The organism is Synechocystis sp. LEGE 06083, assembly GCF_015207725.1.
Classification (GTDB): Bacteria; Cyanobacteriota; Cyanobacteriia; order Cyanobacteriales; family Microcystaceae; genus Synechocystis; species Synechocystis salina.
This window is the reverse complement of record NZ_JADEWJ010000014.1, coordinates 1-17,725: the sequence shown is the minus strand read 5'-3', so window position 1 is coordinate 17,725 and position 17,725 is coordinate 1. Positions and strand designations below refer to the sequence as shown.

16 protein-coding genes and 1 pseudogene are annotated in these 17,725 nt (G+C 49.6%); 8 read left to right on the top strand and 9 right to left on the bottom strand.

The features are described from left to right. The first annotated feature begins 795 nt into the window (after positions 1–795). The 3 genes from IQ219_RS02060 (at position 796) to IQ219_RS02050 (ending at position 2,395) form a co-directional block, all read left to right on the top strand. Positions 796–1,014 (top strand): hypothetical protein, encoded by a 219-nt coding sequence (locus IQ219_RS02060; RefSeq protein WP_190597719.1) that lies wholly within the window; start codon positions 796–798, stop codon positions 1,012–1,014. A 176-nt stretch (positions 1,015–1,190) separates the two neighbouring features. Next, complete coding sequence (locus tag IQ219_RS02055; protein ID WP_194071544.1) at positions 1,191–2,015, top strand: hypothetical protein; 825 nt, start codon at positions 1,191–1,193, stop codon at positions 2,013–2,015. A gap of 179 nt (positions 2,016–2,194) precedes the next feature. Next, positions 2,195–2,395: a hypothetical protein gene (locus IQ219_RS02050; protein ID WP_190597721.1), complete on the top strand. Its 201-nt coding sequence runs from the start codon at positions 2,195–2,197 to the stop codon at positions 2,393–2,395. A gap of 261 nt (positions 2,396–2,656) precedes the next feature. On the opposite strand, the gene IQ219_RS02045 is transcribed toward IQ219_RS02050, so the two are convergent. Both IQ219_RS02045 and IQ219_RS02040 read right to left on the bottom strand, forming a co-directional pair. Next, complete coding sequence (locus tag IQ219_RS02045; RefSeq protein ID WP_190597722.1) at positions 2,657–4,222, bottom strand: serine/threonine-protein kinase; 1,566 nt, start codon at positions 4,220–4,222, stop codon at positions 2,657–2,659. Positions 4,223–4,295: 73 nt separating this feature from the next. Next, positions 4,296–4,739, bottom strand: coding sequence for a hypothetical protein (locus tag IQ219_RS02040; RefSeq protein WP_194018836.1), 444 nt, complete (start codon positions 4,737–4,739; stop codon positions 4,296–4,298). A 237-nt stretch (positions 4,740–4,976) separates the two neighbouring features. Between IQ219_RS02040 and IQ219_RS02035 the strand changes: the two genes are divergently transcribed. The 4 genes from IQ219_RS02035 to IQ219_RS02020 all read left to right on the top strand — a co-directional run bounded on the left by IQ219_RS02035 (position 4,977) and on the right by IQ219_RS02020 (position 8,607). After that, positions 4,977–5,843: an aspartoacylase gene (locus tag IQ219_RS02035; RefSeq protein ID WP_194071543.1), complete on the top strand. Its 867-nt coding sequence runs from the start codon at positions 4,977–4,979 to the stop codon at positions 5,841–5,843. Between the two features lie 130 nt (positions 5,844–5,973). Further along, complete coding sequence (gene hpnA / locus IQ219_RS02030) at positions 5,974–6,981, top strand: hopanoid-associated sugar epimerase (RefSeq protein WP_194071542.1); 1,008 nt, start codon at positions 5,974–5,976, stop codon at positions 6,979–6,981. A gap of 42 nt (positions 6,982–7,023) precedes the next feature. Then, entirely contained in the window at positions 7,024–7,218 is a 195-nt protein-coding gene (locus tag IQ219_RS02025) for a heavy-metal-associated domain-containing protein (RefSeq protein ID WP_190597726.1), read from the top strand. 123 nt (positions 7,219–7,341) lie between these two features. Then, entirely contained in the window at positions 7,342–8,607 is a 1,266-nt protein-coding gene (locus IQ219_RS02020; RefSeq protein WP_194071541.1) for a M23 family metallopeptidase, read from the top strand. A gap of 198 nt (positions 8,608–8,805) precedes the next feature. On the opposite strand, the gene IQ219_RS02015 is transcribed toward IQ219_RS02020, so the two are convergent. The 3 genes from IQ219_RS02015 to IQ219_RS02005 all read right to left on the bottom strand — a co-directional run bounded on the left by IQ219_RS02015 (position 8,806) and on the right by IQ219_RS02005 (position 11,974). After that, entirely contained in the window at positions 8,806–10,182 is a 1,377-nt protein-coding gene (locus IQ219_RS02015) for an OB-fold nucleic acid binding domain-containing protein (protein WP_194071540.1), read from the bottom strand. A 70-nt stretch (positions 10,183–10,252) separates the two neighbouring features. Then, positions 10,253–11,194, bottom strand: a complete 942-nt coding sequence (locus tag IQ219_RS02010; RefSeq protein WP_194071539.1) for a hypothetical protein — start codon at positions 11,192–11,194, stop codon at positions 10,253–10,255. A gap of 162 nt (positions 11,195–11,356) precedes the next feature. Further along, positions 11,357–11,974, bottom strand: a complete 618-nt coding sequence (locus tag IQ219_RS02005; protein ID WP_228016644.1) for a hypothetical protein — start codon at positions 11,972–11,974, stop codon at positions 11,357–11,359. Between the two features lie 155 nt (positions 11,975–12,129). Here IQ219_RS02005 and IQ219_RS02000 point away from each other — a divergent pair, with 155 nt between their 5' ends. Beyond that, positions 12,130–14,379 carry a PBP1A family penicillin-binding protein gene (locus tag IQ219_RS02000; RefSeq protein WP_194071537.1) on the top strand — a complete coding sequence of 750 codons (2,250 nt, stop codon included), beginning with the start codon at positions 12,130–12,132 and terminating at the stop codon, positions 14,377–14,379. A gap of 148 nt (positions 14,380–14,527) precedes the next feature. On the opposite strand, the gene IQ219_RS01995 is transcribed toward IQ219_RS02000, so the two are convergent. The 4 genes and pseudogenes from IQ219_RS01995 to IQ219_RS19925 form a co-directional block, all read right to left on the bottom strand. Continuing rightward, on the bottom strand, positions 14,528–15,136 hold the full coding sequence (locus tag IQ219_RS01995) for a PAP/fibrillin family protein (protein ID WP_338116549.1): 609 nt from the start codon (positions 15,134–15,136) through the stop codon (positions 14,528–14,530). Between the two features lie 80 nt (positions 15,137–15,216). Next, positions 15,217–17,070 carry an ABC transporter ATP-binding protein gene (locus IQ219_RS01990; RefSeq protein ID WP_194071536.1) on the bottom strand — a complete coding sequence of 618 codons (1,854 nt, stop codon included), beginning with the start codon at positions 17,068–17,070 and terminating at the stop codon, positions 15,217–15,219. Positions 17,071–17,267: 197 nt separating this feature from the next. Then, the gene (locus tag IQ219_RS01985) at positions 17,268–17,522 is read right to left on the bottom strand and encodes a hypothetical protein (protein WP_190597939.1); all 255 of its coding nucleotides are present in this window, start codon (positions 17,520–17,522) and stop codon (positions 17,268–17,270) included. A 12-nt stretch (positions 17,523–17,534) separates the two neighbouring features. After that, positions 17,535–17,725: pseudogene (locus IQ219_RS19925) on the bottom strand (hypothetical protein); the annotation flags it as partial.

Below are 17,725 nucleotides of genomic sequence, written 5' to 3'. Positions count from 1 at the left end.
ATAAACTGAGGGAGTCCAAAGTAATGACCCTGGAGTTATTGTTACTGATCTCCATGAACTTTCGTTAACCACCCGGGGATTTATGAGAGATATTACCTAAATAAATCCAGGGAGGAACACGGAGGCAGCGATAGGGCCACCGGGATGCTCAAACAGCTCAACGCCTAGGCTTGAATGCTTTTGCGATCCCACAGTTAACTTTATACAACGCTGATGGGACTTCTGTCTGTTACGTCTTGTTAATTTTATTCCTGCTTTTTTGTTAAGTAATGTTGCAGGCGATTCTCAGTTTGTCCTGGATGCGGAGAGAGGACAACAATTTCTGTTCAGCTTATGTTTTAGGGCTAAAATTCTATGATTGATGTTCGGTGCGAACTTTTCTCGTTTTTAGTTTCCGCCGAGGCAAAGAAGATAGCTTTCTATGGAATCAGGGTCTGCTTTATTTTTTTGTTTCTTTTCCCCTCGTCTTGATACCCAATTACTGGCTTCTGTGGGTGGGGACAGTTTTGTTAAGTTTATTTTACAATGAAGTAGGAGCCGTGTTTGATTTGCCTTGCTGATGGGTTAAATAACTCCACCGCGGCTATAACTCTATTTTTTCTGGGGCTTGGAGGGATTGCAAGCCCGTGCGCCAGAGCAAATTATCCTATGGCATTGAATAATTGAATATAAGTAACGGCCCTGGGGTTTGTCTGTGACCTAAATCACTTGGCCAATGTGATAGTTTCTCTGGTGAAAAGACTGGTCATGACAAACACTGGATGTAGTTAGTGACATTCAAGTCTTTTTTTAATCATGTTTGATTGTACTGCTGATTGTTTTAGTCTGCCCGGTGATCTTGCCCTCAAGCGTAAAATTGCCGACCTAGAAAAATCATTAAATTCTGTACCGAATAAGCTGACGGTTGACCAGGAAACTAGGGCCGAAATTGTTCGCTCTGTGGCCAGCCGTATGGGAAGAATAACCTATGTCCGCCGCCTATCGATGGGGCAGGTCAAACAAAAGCGTGGTTGATGAGTGATGGGCATGCTGGGTGGAGAACTCCCTTTTTTTCCACTTTACTGCTCAATGTTCTACTCAACGCTTCCATGTTAACGGGGACTGACATTCCTTTTTCCTTTACCTAATCTGGATGCAGTGAGGGAAATTTTTCCCACAACCCATATCCGCAATCAGGTGAGGAAATTAGGATGTTTAATAGTTTTTCGTTCCCTAAGCTGCATTGGCAAGCCCGTCGCTCCACTGCTTTGTTGACTACTGCTTTATTAATGGGGGGATTGGTTACTAGTTTCACTAGCCCAGTGGAAGCCCGTCCCCGTCCCAATCGTGGCAATGCCGCCCAAAATTCCAAGCGATGGAATAATAATAACCCCTATCCCTACGCTCCTCAGTCTAGCTATAACATCGGCCAACTCTACAATGTGGAAGTGCCGACCCAAACGATGATTCCTGTGGCGGTTGACCAAGGACAGATCACTTTAAAAAGGGGAGAAACCAGGGCAGTCAGTCTCCGCACCACAACGGCCCTCCGTCAATCCGACGGTGTTACGGTTATTCCCGCTGGCAGTGAAATTATTGGTCAGTTCCGCCCGATCTCCAATGGCAATGCAATGCAATTTGTGGCCCAGCAGTTGGTGCTCAATACTGGTGAGTATATTCCCATCAATGCCCGTTCCCGCGAACTGGTAGGTTTTCAAACGGTCAATAAGGGGGCGAGTGCTTCCGATGTAATTATGGGAACCTTGGCTGGGGCTGGCACAGCAACGATCATTTCCGGTACCACTGGCGATCGCCGCATTACGCCCCTGGAAGTGTTGGGGGGAGCAGCGGCGGGGGCCCTGGCCGGTTGGGGCTTACCCACGGCAGGCATTCTTGGTGGTGGCACAGAGGAGTTGTTAACTGTTTCCAGCCGAGATTTGACCCTGATGCTGCAATCGCCCCTCCGCATTGGTAATGGCCAAACGGTGCCCACTAACAACAACGGCAACGGCAACTGGCGCAGTGCTAGTTGGTAGGTAGCGCCAAACCAGATAACCTCGTATGGATTGTCACTTTTGGAATATAAAGTGACATTTTTGTCAATATAACTTAAAATTTCTTAAAATTAATCGGGTAAACAGTAACATTTGTGACGGTCTACTCTGGTTAAATCCCCTAACGTAGCTTCTAATTCATTCACTAGGAATAAATACTCATGAGTGTTTTCCCCGCAGAAACCTGTCCCGTATGTGGCGTCACCATTGAAAATGGCTCCAAGGTGGTTTTTTCTTCTGGGCCAGCGGGAACGAGGGCCCGGCTCTGGGCCAGGGTCTGCAACTTTGCCCGTAACACCAGTTGCATCAATCAAGATGAAGCGGCGATCGGTAATGTTTCCAGCCAAGATTATTACGATTAGTGCTTTTCTTTGCGCCCAGATTGTTTTTGATCGAATAGATAAATCAAATCTTGCCCAGTTTTCCCATGTTTGTGTCTAGCTTTGGCTGTGGGAGAGCTGGGCTCTCGTTTGAATATTGGCCTGCCATGGCCTTGCTGACTGTGGGGGATATGGTCAATCCGACTATCTGTGGGCCAAGGCTACCTTCCAGGGCCAAGGACTTCATATAGATACAATCTGACCCATTCTGGGCCGTGGGAAATTGTAATTTTGGCGATCGCCCTACAGTCCCGACACTTCTTTGTTGAAGGATGGTTTAACCTGGGACAATTTCGCCTCAATTTTAGGTTTAAGCCGGTCCAACTCTTGTTTGAGCAACCGTTTAGTCACCTGGGGCTTACCACCAGGCAGAGATTGACTAGACTGGGCCCACTCCTTGAGCAACTTACACTGATTGGGAGCAACGGTGGCGGTTAACATGTGCTGGCAGCGAGTGGGATTTTCCAGGGCAAAAAATAGCAACCAATAGGTACCGGATTGCCCCAACATTTGGGCAAAATTTTGACCCGATGTGGTCTTTAAATCAAGGTAACAGGGCAACCAACGGGGGCCATATTCCCGATGATAGAGTACCGTAATCCACAGCACCATGGGATGGGGCGAAGTCATCAGCAAAAATTGGTTGTAGCGGATGCTGGACATACGGGTGAGGATATCCTCTTGATTCAACATCACCCACAAACTGGCCAATTTTCCTTCAGCGGCGTTGAGCACGTGGGGAAAAACAATTTTCTGTTTTGGTTTGTCAGAGGGCCAGTCTAATTGCTTATAGAGTTCACTCACTGGCGGCAATCGTTTTTCTGGAGCTGTTCCCGTGCCCCGTTGGGCCACCACCGTGGCTTCCATGTCACTGTTTAGTAAATGGGGCGCAATCTGGGTTTTCTCTGTATCGGAAATGGGGGGAGCTTTAATTTCTGTTTCAATGGCATCGATCGCCCGGATAATCACATCCACCGATTGGGGACGACCCTTGGGACTTTTAGCCAGGCAGTTCATCACTAAGGCTTCGAGGGAAGCGGGAATTTTATAGCGGGCAGAGAAGGGATGGGGCTTAGTGTGGTGATGGGCTTCATACCAACCCCCAAAGGAAGAATTGTCGGGGAACAGGGGCATTTCCCCCGTTAGCATTTCGTACATCATCACTCCCAGGCTGTAGATGTCCGAACGACTGTCTAATTCCTTGCCTTCCATTTGCTCCGGGGAACAATAGGCGAGGGTACCCATGAAGGCCTGGGTTTTCGATTCCTCCGCCGCTTGTACTAGTTTGGCAATACCAAAATCGAGAATTTTAACCAGTTCCCCCAGGGCTGGATCCTCCACCAAGAGTACGTTACTGGGCTTAATATCCCGGTGGACAACGGGGCAGGCTTCTCCTTGGTAAATAATTCCCTTATGGGCACAATCCAGACCAAAGCAAATCTGCCTAGCTACTTTTAAAAAGCGCTCCACCTTGAGGGGTCGGTATTTAATTACGTCACTGATGTTTTCCCCCTGCAGGTACTCCATGACGTAGAAGGGAATTTCTTTTTCGTCCAGGCCGTAATCCCGCACCCGCACAATGTGGATACTTTTTTCCCCCAATAGGGCTGAAATAGTGGCTTCCCTTTCAAACCGTTCCTTCATGCGGGGGTTGAGCAGGGCTTGGGAAAGGAATTTGACTGCGACGGTTACTCCCCCAAGGAGCTTATCTTCCGCTCGGTAAACTTGGCCCATAGCTCCACTACCCACCAACTCAACCAGTTGATAGCGATTGGCCAATAGGCGGCGGTGACGGGAGTCAGGGGTCATAGCGCAAATATCTCAGCGACGAGCGGTGACGTTAATTTTCGAGCAACAAGCAATTTAGTCTGGATCCCTAGCCTCAGCCCTGTCTTTCCAGGGTGGCTTCCATTGTACTGGTCAAGTAGTGGCCAGTGAGCATTCCACTAGCTAAATAATAACGGTGATCACTGAAGCGGTAAAAGGTTTCAAAGCCACTCTGCCGCTGGCGATCGCCTAGGACCCAATAGCGCTGAACAATGGCATGGTTGGAAATCCAGCCTTCCCCTTCTACTCTACCTAGTTGACTGTGTTGCAAAACGTAAGTGTATTGGGACTCCCCACCGTTGAGGCGACCCCGATATTGACAGGATATATCTTGGTGGCCACCGCCGGGAAAGCTAAACTTAGTCACCATGGTAAACCAATCTTCTTGATTCCAGGCTATCAGGGCACCTCCCTTGATTTCTAGGGGGGGTTGATCACGCTCCAGCCAAAAGCCCGCTAGATGCCATCGGCCTGGCTCCAATAGGAAAGTGTGGGCCAAGGTGTTTTTCTCCTGTTTTATGCAACTTCATTGTCCCTAATTCTGGCAGTGACCTAAGGAAATATTACAAAAAATCCACACTACAATTGCCGACCTTTAGCTTGGTCATCCCCGGTTTAGTTAAAAACTGTTAAAAAACAGATAAAAACAATGATATTGTTGTTTTAGAACAGTAGTCAAAGTTACAATATAAGGACATTTTATTGGATCTTAAGTTTTTATAGGACTAAGTGGGGAATGATAAATTCAGCAGTCCGCTCCCTAGCCATTGTGGGGGGGGTGCATGGTAATGAACGAACAGGGGTGGAGGTGGTGCGTCGGTGGCAAGAGAAAGATTTTGCTCGGTATTTTCCGGCATTGAAGTGTCATTATTTTTTGGCTAATCCCCGGGCGATCGCCGCTAATCGTAGGTATATTCACCAGGATTTGAACCGTTGCTTTCGGCCCCAGGACCGCAAAAACCCCTATCTGATGGGCTATGAACAGTTGCGGTCCCGGCAGTTGGCCCATCAAATTTCCCTGGCGGGCATTGATTTTATTGTGGATTTGCACACCACTACGGCGGCCATGGGCACCACTTTAATCTTAAACTGCCCCCATCCTCTGCTCCTCAACCTAGCGGCCCACCTCAGCGCCCAGGATGAGGAAATTCGGGTGTTGCAGTACGCCCCCCAAAAGGATTTGCCCTATATTCGTGGCCTGTGTGAATTAGGCTTAACCATTGAGTTTGGCCCCGTGCCCCAGGGAGTTTATGACCAAGGGGCGATCGCCAAAACCCAACGGACTTTAACCAGAATTTTGGCCTATCTCCAGGCATTGACCTCCGGTAATGTGCGTTCGGCGGATAATTGCACCGTCTATCAACAGATAGAAACCATCGACTACCCCAGGGATGCCCAGGGGCAAATTGTGGCGGAAATTGCGCCCCATATCCGGGATTACCAGGCGATTAAACCGGGCACACCATTGTTTTACCATCGTCGGGGTAATGTCACTCCCTATCGGGGAGCTTCAACGGTTTACCCTGTATTCATTGGCGAAGCGGCCTATGTGGAAAAGGGGATCGCCATGGCCTTAACCCAGCGGAAAACCATTGCTATTTGATGGCTTGATGATAATTTTTGCGCAGTGGGTAGGTTAAAAAAATAGCAAGAAGTTATCCCAGCGATCGACGGAGTGGGGAATATAGGCTAACCTTTGATGGCATTATGGGCATGTTAATCACTGGATAGCCATGGTGGATTGTTTTTTTGTCACTGGGGGCACTGGCTTTGTCGGGGCCAATTTAGTCCGGCATCTGTTGGCCCAGGGTTATCAAGTAAGGGCTTTGGTGCGGGCTTCCAGTCGTCCCGATAATTTACAAAATTTACCCATCGATTGGGTGGTGGGGGATTTGAATGATGCTGATCTCCATCGGCAAATGCAGGGCTGTCGGGGTTTATTCCATGTGGCAGCCCACTATTCCCTTTGGCAAAAAGACCGGGAGACTCTTTATCACAGCAATGTGTTAGGCACCAGAAATATCCTGGCCTGTGCCCAAAAGGCGGGCATTGAGCGCACCGTCTATACCAGTTCCGTCGCGGCGATCGGTGTGAAAGGGGCAGGGCAAAGCGCCGACGAAACCTATCAAAGTCCGGTGGAAAAATTAATCGGGGCTTACAAACAGTCAAAATATTGGGCGGAACAGGAGGCGTTGGCGGCGGTCCAGCAGGGACAGGATATTGTCATTGTTAACCCCAGCACCCCCATTGGCCCCTGGGACGTTAAGCCCACCCCCACGGGGGAAATAATTTTGCGATTTCTGCGGCGACAAATGCCAGCCTACGTTAACACTGGTTTAAATTTAATTGACGTGCGGGACGTGGCGGCGGGGCATCTCCTAGCTTGGCAAAAGGGAAAAACTGCTCTGACCAGGGGCGATCGCTATATTCTCGGGCACGAAAATATCAGTCTCCAGGGCATTTTGGCCCACCTAGCCACCATTACGGGGTTGTCAGCTCCCAAAAATACAGTGCCCCTTTGGTTACCCCTGGCGGTGGCCTGGGTGGAAGAAAAAGTTCTTGCTCCCCTAGGGCGATCGCCGTCGGTGCCCATGGACGGGGTTAAAATGTCTGCCCAAGAGATGTATTACGATGCTGGTAAAGCGGTGCGGGAATTGGGCCTGCCCCAGTCCCCCATCAAACAGGCCTTGGCAGATGCGGTGTATTGGTTCCAAAACCAGGGCTATGTTCAGCCGCATTGACATCCTCCCCCCCATAATCGATTTAAATTTTCATAACTTTCCATGACCATTCAACTAACTGTACCCACCATAGTTTGTGAAGCCTGTGCTGCAGCCGTCACTAAAGCTGTGCAAAATGAAGATGCCCAAGCAACGGTGCAAGTGGATGTGGCCAGCAAGCAAGTTACCATCACCAGTGCGGTGACAGAGGAATTACTGCGGGCGGCGATCGCCTCGGCGGGGCACGAAGTTGAATGAAATTTGGTGGCGACCCAGACAGTGACAATTTTTCGTTCTGGCTGTTCTGGTTTGCATTTATAACCCAACCCTCTACAATCGAGGGAGTATTTTGCAACCCGAATGTGTGTGAGGATCTGAACAATGCAGTCCCAATGGAAGGTGAAAGACCTAAAAAGTAAGCCCTGCCGAGATTACAGCCTCTACAACTTGTCCCTAGGCGGGCTGATTGTCCTTGGTAGTTTGATCTGGTCTTTACCCGGTGGCACTACGGGAAATTTGGAAGTGGAGGGTTCAGGCTCAGCCCCCACTGCAACTCCCGCCGCTCCCCCAGTCCCGGTAAAGGTGTCCACTCCGGTGCAGAGTAAATCTACTCTGGCCCCCGCTCCGGCGGCCATAAAACCGGCAGCGCCCAAACTGGCTGCACCGACCATTTTGCCCCCAGCCCCCGTATCCAGCCAACCGGCCCAGATACGTCAAGGTTTGCAAAAGAATAGTTATATTGATGCTGCTCCCCAAGGCACTGCGGCGGCCCCCAACTTGCCCACTCGGACGGAAGTGGAATTCATTCCCCGCTCTGGGCAACAGGCCCCCCTCAACACCCGTTATCCCGCTGCCAATCGCAATACAGGCAACCGTGCCCCCGTGGCTCGCCAGCAGTCCAGTCCGATTAATCCCCCCACGACGCTAACTTCCCGTCGCCAGAGGATCAATGCCCGCAATGCGGCTCCCACTAATAGCTCCGTTGCTCCCCTCAATCCCCTCAATATTCAACCCAAAATCAGTTCCCTGGCGATCGGGCAGCCCGTGGGGGCCAATCAAGTTTTCAGCCTTGATCCCATGGCTAATCGGGGCATTCAAATCGCCCTAGCTCCGCTACCGGAATACAGTAGGGCCACGGGATTGTACTCTCCCCAAGGTGAGCCGGGTCAAGGTACTGACCTCATGTTCCCCGTTGCTGGTGTTAATCCCATTACCTCCGCCTTTGGTTGGCGCATTCATCCCATCAGTGGTCAAGGGCGTATGCACAATGGCACTGACATCGGCGCTCCCATGGGCACTCCGGTGCTGGCGGCCTATGACGGCATAGTGGAAGCGTCCCAATGGTCCGGCGGCTATGGTTTGATGGTTACCCTGCGCCACTTAGATGGAACCCAGGAATCCCGTTATGCCCACCTATCGGAAGCCTTTGTACAAACTGGACAGCAGGTGGCTCGGGGCGAAGTGATCGGCCGGATTGGTAGCACGGGGTTCTCCACTGGGCCCCATTTACACTTTGAATGGCGACACCTGACTAACGATGGTTGGGTGGCAGTTGATGCAGGGCCCCATTTGGAAGCCGCTTTAGCTAATTTGATGGCGGCCCAAAAATACGCCCAATCCCAAACTGATTCACATCCCCAAAGTTAGACAACGAACAACCATAGTAAAACTGCTGATTTATTTTATTTCCCATTGTTTCAGCTTCAATTCCCTGAGTGCATCCAACTCGGGGATTTTTTGTTTGACCATGATTGATTCAAAATTTGCCGTAATTTGTTTAAGTCGACAGAAAATTTAGCCAGCAGTTTCGTCTTATTTTCAATTAAATCAGCCACAAAATTACTGCTAACCAACACTCTGGCTTTGGGGTAACAATGGCTCCAACCGGGCTCGAAAACCCAATTCCTGGAGGGATGCCACCGCAGCACCGTAGTCATTCACCCAGTAGTTTTCCCCAAAACGAATGAAATGTTTAGTTGGCCCTTCATTGATGCAGGCCACCACTGGTATTCTCATCTGTTCCCTTTGGGGGGAATGGCTTTGCAAAATTTGCTTCAGTTGGGCTTGGGTACTGGTGTTGGTAATCTCCTGGGGAGTGAGATCGAGCATGACCATTTTTACCTCTTCCACTGGTTCCAAATCTTCCACAATTAACTGGTATTGATCATCCCGACGGTCAACTTTGCCCCAAATCATTTGTTGGCTGCCTTCTATTAATACATCCTGTAAACGTTCATAGTTGGACGGAAACACCACCGCCTCCGATTGTCCCGACATATCTTCCAATGTCAAAAATGCCATGGGTTGACCAGTTTTTTTGGTAATAATCTTTTTCACTGCCACCAAAATTGCCACTGCACTAACTTTCTGACGGACTTTATATTGATCTAAATCAATTAAATTAATTGGAGATAGTAATCGGGCAGAACGTTGTACCGATTTGAGGGGATGTTCCGATACGTAAAAGCCCAAATGTTCTTTTTCTAGTTGCAGCTTTTCTTGTAGAGAAAATTCCGCTACTGGGGGAGCAGAAGGTTCCTGTTCAAAACCATTATTGGCGGCTTCTTTAGCTTTGATCGATTCCCCTGCGGTTAGACTGTCAAAGATATTTAATTGTCCTGTTTCTTTTTCCTTAGCCCGCTTTTGGGCCCAGGCAATGACCAATTCTAAATCATGGAGAAGTTGGTTGCGATTGGTTTGCACGCCATCGAATGCCCCGGCCATGATTAATGTTTCGATCGCCCGACGGTTAACGACCCGTAAATCCACTTGAGTGCAGAAATCCGCTAAGGATTTAAAGCGTTTTTGTTCGGAATTATCCCGGGCGGTAATAATTTGCTCGATCGCCCCTTCCCCCAAATTTCTCACAGCGGAAAGTCCAAATAAAATAGATTCTCCTAGGGGGGTGAAATGGCGCTGGGAACGATTGATATCTGGTGGTTCGACAGTGATGCCTAATTTCTGGCAGTTTTCCCGATACTTTTCCACCTTGTCCTGGCTGTCACTACTGGCGGTGAGTAGGGCGGCCATGTACTCCACCGGATAATTAGCTTTTAAGTAAGCCGTTTGGTAGGTGACGTAGGCGTAGGCGGTGGAATGGGATTTGTTAAAACAATTGGCGGCGATCGCCCCATGGGCTAGGAGAAAATTGTGGTCTTGGGGGAGACCAATATCAAATACTTTTTGCACTCCGAGGGAACGACGGCCGATAACTTTAACCATGGGGACAGCAATTATTTCAAATTTTGTGTTTAAAATTTAAGGAAACTTTTTTCAATTCTGAGCAATATGATTAAAAACTATCCATCGTCGGCAAATCTAATGATAAATTTAACCCTTCTTTTCGGGTACGGAGATCATAATAAACCAAGGCTTTAATTGCTTGCCAGAAAGGTACAATTAAAACACTGATAATTAAACTCAAAGGAACATCAATTACCGATCCCCAAACCGGGTCAATATCGAGAATGAGGGTGGTAATGGAACCAAGATTGGTCACCATGGAAAGGGGCAGAGTAATCAAAAAAGCGAGGAAGAAAATTAGCTGTAAGCTCAAAACATAACCCTTAGTTAAAGCCCAACTGCGGCCTACGGCATTGAGGGGACTAAGGGTAGGCTCCAACGCCAAACAAACGTCCACCAAAGCTAAGCGGGCAAAGGCCCAAATGTAAATGTAAAGGGAGATTAGGCTCCAAACAATTGTTAATAATGCCGCCAACAGAATAGAAACCACACCGGGGTCATTGGCGGTGAAGAGAAAGGCAAACACGGCAAAGACAACGCCATAGCCCAACATAATCGGAATGAGGAACAGAAAAAACACTAGGGACGTGAGCAGACTAACCCAGAGAAATCGCCAAAATCTTGGCATCAACTGAATTTTGGCCGCCGCCACCGTTTCCGGTTGTTCCCCTACTTCAAAGAAAACTAGCCTAGCTAATACCCCCTGGACGGCGAAGAATTTGCCCAGGCAATAGCCCCAGGGCACCAACAAAATGGCGATCGCCAAAATGATCAGCCCTGCTAAGGCGATCGGTTCCATTACCGCCGCCAGTCCGGCCAGAATTGTCACTCCTAAAACTGTGATCAAAAATGGTGCCAACAACCAAAGGTAAGCTTGACCAGCCAGCCAGAGATAGGATTTGAAATGGTCTCGATAAACCCTTAGGCCACCGGAAACCACATCACCAACGCTGAGGCTAGTTAGGCCACCGGGGGAAGGTTGCTTAGACATAACGGCGAGCAAAATACAGGAACTATTGCTTGGATTCTACCCCGATCGCCTGGAATATCGGCAAAATTCCCCGGTAAGGTACTGCGATAATCCGCCAACGTCGTTAAAATTTTCTCAAAACTTTACAAACCGTTTTCCCGATGGTGGGCAGTGGGCAAATAACTAAATATCTCCCTGTAAACAATAGGATTCGTATAAATTCAGGTATTCCATGGCATTTTGCACCGCTTGGGGACGTAAATTACGCTTTTCCGGGGGAAAATTCGCCAACACATTGGCCGGCTCTAGATACAGGGCGCACCAGGAAGAACCAAACCAGGCCTGTCCCGTCACCAAGGAGCGGACAAATTGCACCGTGAAATTCTCCGGCAGAGCATAGGCCGCCTTAGAAAGCAGTTGCACTGGGGTGGATCGCCAGAGGTCATTGCCGCCCTGGGCACTGAGGGGGCCGAGATTTAGATAATCGTCCAAAGCCAGCAGATAACCGACCAGGAACAATTCCTCCGGGGTTAAATCTCCTAAATCAAGGTGGGTGGGTGGTTTTCCCTTTTTCCTGGCCAGGGCCACTAAAAATTGTTCGGCGTTATTAGTGCCGTCAATATTCCATCCAATGGCGTTGATCACGGCGGTCTTTTCCCCCAAAGGGCGATCGCCAAGGAGAAAATCTACAATGAGGGGGGACATGATGCGATACTGCTGGGCCCATGCCACCGCGGCAATATCGGAGTAGGCCCCGGCTAGATCCGTGGAAGTCAGGGGACTATCGGCCCGGCTGGCCATAGGGTCTAAGGCTAGAATAGAGAGCCCCGCCAGACTGAAGCTTGCAATCCAGGAGGCAACCTTTTTTGGCAATAAATGCGTCTGCATAGAAATAGTTGATTCTGATTTCACCACTGTATCGGTCTAAAATTGGACTGCTTTTGCCCTAATTTGCCATGGCTACCCGTTCCCGCAAAGCCCCTTCTGTCCCTAAAAAAAGTCAAACTAACCTTTCCCAGGGCGGCAACAGCCAAAAGGTGGCCCTCAAAAAAGGATCGAGGGTGGCCAAAATTCGTCTGCAGGAATCGGGCAAAGATTCCCAATCCCGTCGTGTGTTTCCCCTCCTTGGCGATCGATATTTCCTGGGCCGCAGTTCCAGTTGCGATATTCAACTGCAAAATCCCCTCGTGAGCCAAACCCATTGCTCCCTTAGGCGGGACCCTGACCATCCTAACCAGTTTTTTATTCGGGATGAAGGCTCTAGCAACGGTATTTATCTGCAACGTCGTCGCCTCAAAAGCTATCGTCTCCACCATGGCGATGAAATTACCCTGGGGCCGCCGGAATTGGTGGATGTGCCCAAATTAGTTTATTTCAACCCGCCGCCACTGTGGCTCAAGGGAATGCGCACTTTTTTTTCCACTGGTATTCTGTTTTTTCTGATCATCACCGGGGCGATCGCCTGGCAATGGAGCAAAATTCCCGTTAAACCGATGCCCAGCGGCGTCACCGGGCCGGTCAAGGTCTATGCGGGGGATGGGGTCACGGAAATCAACCCCATTAAGCAGGAAATTCACCGGGAATTTGACAATTTAAGTGATTTTTCGCCCTATTTACCCCAGGCAGTGATTGCGTCGGAAGATACTCGCTTTTACTGGCACTTTGGTGTTGACCCCTACGGTTTGGGCCGGGCTATTTATATTAACCTCCAGGATCAAGACGTGAAACAGGGGGCCAGCACCCTCACCCAACAGTTAGCCCGCAGCTTATTCAGCGAAGTGGGACGGGAAAACACCGCGGGGCGCAAAATTCGGGAAATGTTTGTGGCCCTCAAGTTGGAGGCAGTATATAGCAAGGACGATATTTTAAAGGCCTATTTAAATCGGGTTTACCTGGGGGCGGGCAATTACGGCTTTGAGGATGCGGCCCAATTTTATTTCGATAAATCTGCCCAGGATTTGGATGTGGGGGAAGCGGCGACCCTGGTGGCCATGCTCCCAGCCCCTAACCTGTATAACCCCGTGCAGGATTACCAAACCTCAGTGCAGTTGCGGAATCGGGTCATTGAACGTATGGCGATGCTGGGCATGATCGACGAACAGGAAGCGAACCGGGCCCGGCGATCGCGCATTCAGGTTAGTCCCAAGGCCACCCAAACCCTATCCCAACGGCAAGCTCCCTACTTCTATGGCTATATTTTCGGTGAATTGAACCAGTTGCTAGGGGAAGACGTGGCCGACGAAGGCAATTTTGTTGTGGAAACTAGCTTGAATTTGAAAATGCAGGCCCTGGCGGAAAAAAATTTGCAGAATTTTCTCACCACGGAGGGAAAAAAGTATGCCGTTTCCCAAGGGGCGGTGGTCACCCTCGACAGTCGCACAGGGGCCGTTTTGGCCATGGTGGGGGGCAAAAGTTACCGAGAAAGTCAGTTTAACCGCGCCAGCCAAGCCCACCGGCAACCGGGATCTACTTTTAAGCTTTTTGCCTACACAGCCGCGATCGCCAAGGGAGTGAGAACTAACCAAGCTTTTGAATGTAGCTCTTTCACCTGGCAGGGGCAGGCCTATAAGCCCTGTGAACGGAGCGGAGCGGCTCCGGCCATTACCTTCACGGAAGGTTTTACCCAGTCGGAAAATGTGGTGGCCCTACGGGTGGCCCAAGCGGTGGGGCTGGACGAAATTATTGCCTTAGCTAAGGATTTTGGCGTTAACTCTCCCCTCGCTAAAGAACCGGGTTTAGTGTTGGGACAAAGTGAAGCTAGGGTGTTGGAAATGACTGGAGCCTACGGGGCGATCGCCAATGGGGGCATGTGGAATCGGCCCCATGGCATTGTCAATATCCGCGATGGGGGGGATTGTCCTGATCCGGAGCAACTGAAAAGCTGTCGGGAAATTTATCAGGCCAGCCAGGACGGCCGGAGGCAAAAACAAGTGGTTTCCCCGGCGATCGCCGCCACCATGACCCAAATGTTACAGGCCGCTGTTAACAATGGCACAGGGCAAGCTGCCCAAATTGGCTATGGAGCCGCAGGTAAAACCGGCACCACCGACAAGGCAGTGGATTTGTGGTTTATCGGTTTCTTACCGCAAAAACATCTAGTCACCGGCATTTGGTTGGGCAATGACGACAGTAGTCCCACCCAGGGTAGTAGCGGTTTGGCCGCCAGTCTTTGGGGTCAATATATGCGCCAGATCGCCCCGTTATAGTTAGCTGAGTTTATCAAAAAGCTTGTTTAAAAAGTCATGATCCGCCCCCTAAATCTCCTCACTAAAGCTCCGACTCCGTCAAGTTTGGGGGAATTTGAACACTGTTCCCCCCAGAGTTGGGGGGCTAGGGGGGCTTTTAAAACACTTTCTAAACCTTAGCCAGGATAAATACATTACCTTCATTACCCCGACTGATGCGCAAATCTTCATCTAAATAGGTAATTTCTAGCCAAGCGGCGCTTTCTCGACTGGGCAAATTAAAATCCGCCGGTAAAAAACGTTTGCCTGTGGAAATTTGTTGGATGAATTTCAGGGGAGACTGATAGTTAAGGAGCTTTTGCAGACCGAGAATGGAACGCTCGAATTTCACCTCAATACGCTTATCAGAAACGGGCAGAAAGGATGCCACCACGGACACTAAGCTTTCAAAAAAGGGAATGCCCTCAATTTCCGCTAAATTTACCACCCGTGACTCCGCCACATCTATGTACTGATAAATTTGCCCCAGTTGCAAAAGGGGAAGACGGTTCAACCCCAAAATGCTTTGGCTACTGGTGTAGAGGAGCCGCCAATTACCATCTAGCAAATTTTTCTCCCGGAGTGGCTTGGGGTGGGGGTTATAGTCCTCCAGTTTTTCCACAGCGGAGAGAATTGTTACCCGGTCCCGATCCGACGCCAACAGCCCTCGATTTTTGCCGGCGATCGCCTCTAGGAGGTTGGTTTTAAAATCCATACTGGCATCCATACTATTGGCCACGGCTAACTTCGTCGAAAATTCCATTGGGTAGTTATACCAATTATCCCACGTTGGCCGGGATTGGCGATCGGGGGGATAACCTAAGCAGATTGCAACCAATTGAGGGTTTCAGGAAAGCGGGGAATGGATTGAATTAACTTTTGGGTGTAGGCACTCTGGGGATTTTCAATAATTTCCTGGGCCGTGTTGATGGGTTCCGCCAATTCTCCCCGGTTCATCACCATAATGCGATCGCCCATGAAACGAACCACACTCAGATCGTGGGAAATGAAAATGTAGGTCAACTGTAAATCCCGTTGCAATTCCTTGAGCAGATTCAAAACCTGGGCTTGCACCGACACATCCAGCGCCGAAACGGACTCGTCACAAATAATAAAGCGGGGATTGAGCGCCAAAGCCCGAGCAATGCAAATCCGTTGCCGTTGGCCCCCAGACAATTCATGGGGATAACGGTTAAACCATTGGGGGCTAATACCCACCCTTTCCAGTAATTCCGCCACCCGTTGCCGTTGTTGCTTGGTGGATTGTTGGGGCTGATGAATAATCAGTGGTTCCTGGATGGCCCGGCCGATGGTCATGCGGGGATTGAGGGAATTGTAGGGATTTTGAAAAATAATTTGCATTTCCCGCCGTAACCTCCGCCATTGCTGGGATTTTTCCGGCAAATTGATAATGTTGCGGCCATCAAAAATAACTTTTCCAGTTTGAATAGGAGTCAAGCGTAATAAAGCCCTGGCCAACGTTGATTTGCCACAGCCAGATTCCCCCACTAGCCCCAGGGTTTCCCCCGGATAAACAGTAAAGGAGACATCGTTAACCGCTGTGAACGTAGATTTTTTACCCCAAAATCCCCCCTGGCCATAGCTCACAGTCAAATTTTGCACTTCCAACAAAGCCGGCTTTTCCTTCAACCGAGCCAGGCGATCGCCTTCCTGGGCGGTAGTAATCACTTGGTAACTGGGGGCCGGGCCATCGGCATCGAGAAAATCCCCCACCGTGGGTAAATGGTCTAGTTGTATTTCCAGGCGGGGACGACAGGCCAATAAACCTTTGGTGTAGGGATGGCGGGGACTATGTAAAATTTGTTCCTTCTCCCCCTGTTCGACAATTTCTCCCCGGTACATCACCGCCACCCGGTCAGCAATTTCGTTAATTACCCCCAGATCATGGGAAATGAAAATTAACGACATTTCCTGGTGTTGTTTGCACAAATCCCGCAGGAGCCGCAAAATTTCTGCCTGCACCGTCACATCCAAGGCGGTGGTGGGTTCATCGGCAATTAACAAGCGGGGATTGGCGGAAATGGCCATGGCAATCATTACCCGTTGCAATTGGCCGCCGGACAATTCGTGGGGATAACGTTTGAGAAAACTTTGCTCACGCTGTTGGATATAACTGGCTAGGTTTTTGCTCACTTGGCCCCTGGTTTGGGACTGACCCTGGGCTAAAAATTCTGCCTCTAGCACTTCATCCCTGGGCAAAACCCTCACTTCCTGCAAAAGGGCGATCGCCTGGTTTTGGGCTTCTTCCTGGGTGACATTTTGGTGTAAGCGAATGGCTTCAATAATCTGAAAACCAATGGTATAGACCGGATTGAGGGAACTCATTGGTTCCTGGAAAATCATGGCAATTTTGCCGCCCCGGTACCGTCGCCTTTCCCCTTCTGGCAAGGTCATCAAATCCACGGCCGGTCCATCCCCTTGGGGATAAAAACTAATCTCACTGCTGGGCTCCACCCAACCGGGTTTCGGCACCAAGCCCATAATGCCCAGGGAAGTAACGGATTTACCGGAGCCAGATTCCCCCACAATGCCGAGGATTTCCCCCCGTTCTAGCCCAAAATTAATGCCCTTGACTGCCAACAATTTTTCCCTGGTATCAGCATCGGGAAAAGCAATTTCCAGTTGACGCACAGCCAAAATCGGGTCGTTCATAGATCTTTGGGGAGGGGAAAAGTTGCTAATAGAAGACGGTGACAGTTTTTTTATAAATCCCGAGGGAGCATCGGCAGAGCAAATCAAGCCAATAAAATGCATCCCAAGAATTTGCCACTCAAACTCTAGCAAACAGAGCCGCAAAAGCCACGGTAGCTCCTAATTTCCCCCTTATCCCCATGGTTAGCCTTTGACCTTTAATCCGATTCCACTGGGACAAAATCCAAATGGTTAAACAGGGTGGTGACAAAGCTGAACAATAAAAACGGCAGCGAAAGCACCAACACCAAACCCACTGTGGCCAGGGCATAGACCGGCCTGGTACTGCTGGCCAACGCTAGGGCTGATGCCAGGGAAAGAAAAATTACAATCAACCAGACAATAATTTGGCCGTAAATATCCCCAAAGGATAGGGTACAGACCATGCGATATTTAGGTAAGTCTTGTTCCATCATTAAAAAATCCTATGTTGTTGACGGGGAAACGTTAACCCCTGCCAGGGCTAACAACATTGACCAATGGTCAAAGCGGCAATTGGCCAAAATTCTAAAGGATATTTCCGTTAATGATGTTAAGTTTTGAGACAGGGTTAATGGGGGCTTAAATTTTGTTCCTGCGCCAAAGCCCAAAACCATTGCTGGTATTATGCTGGGAG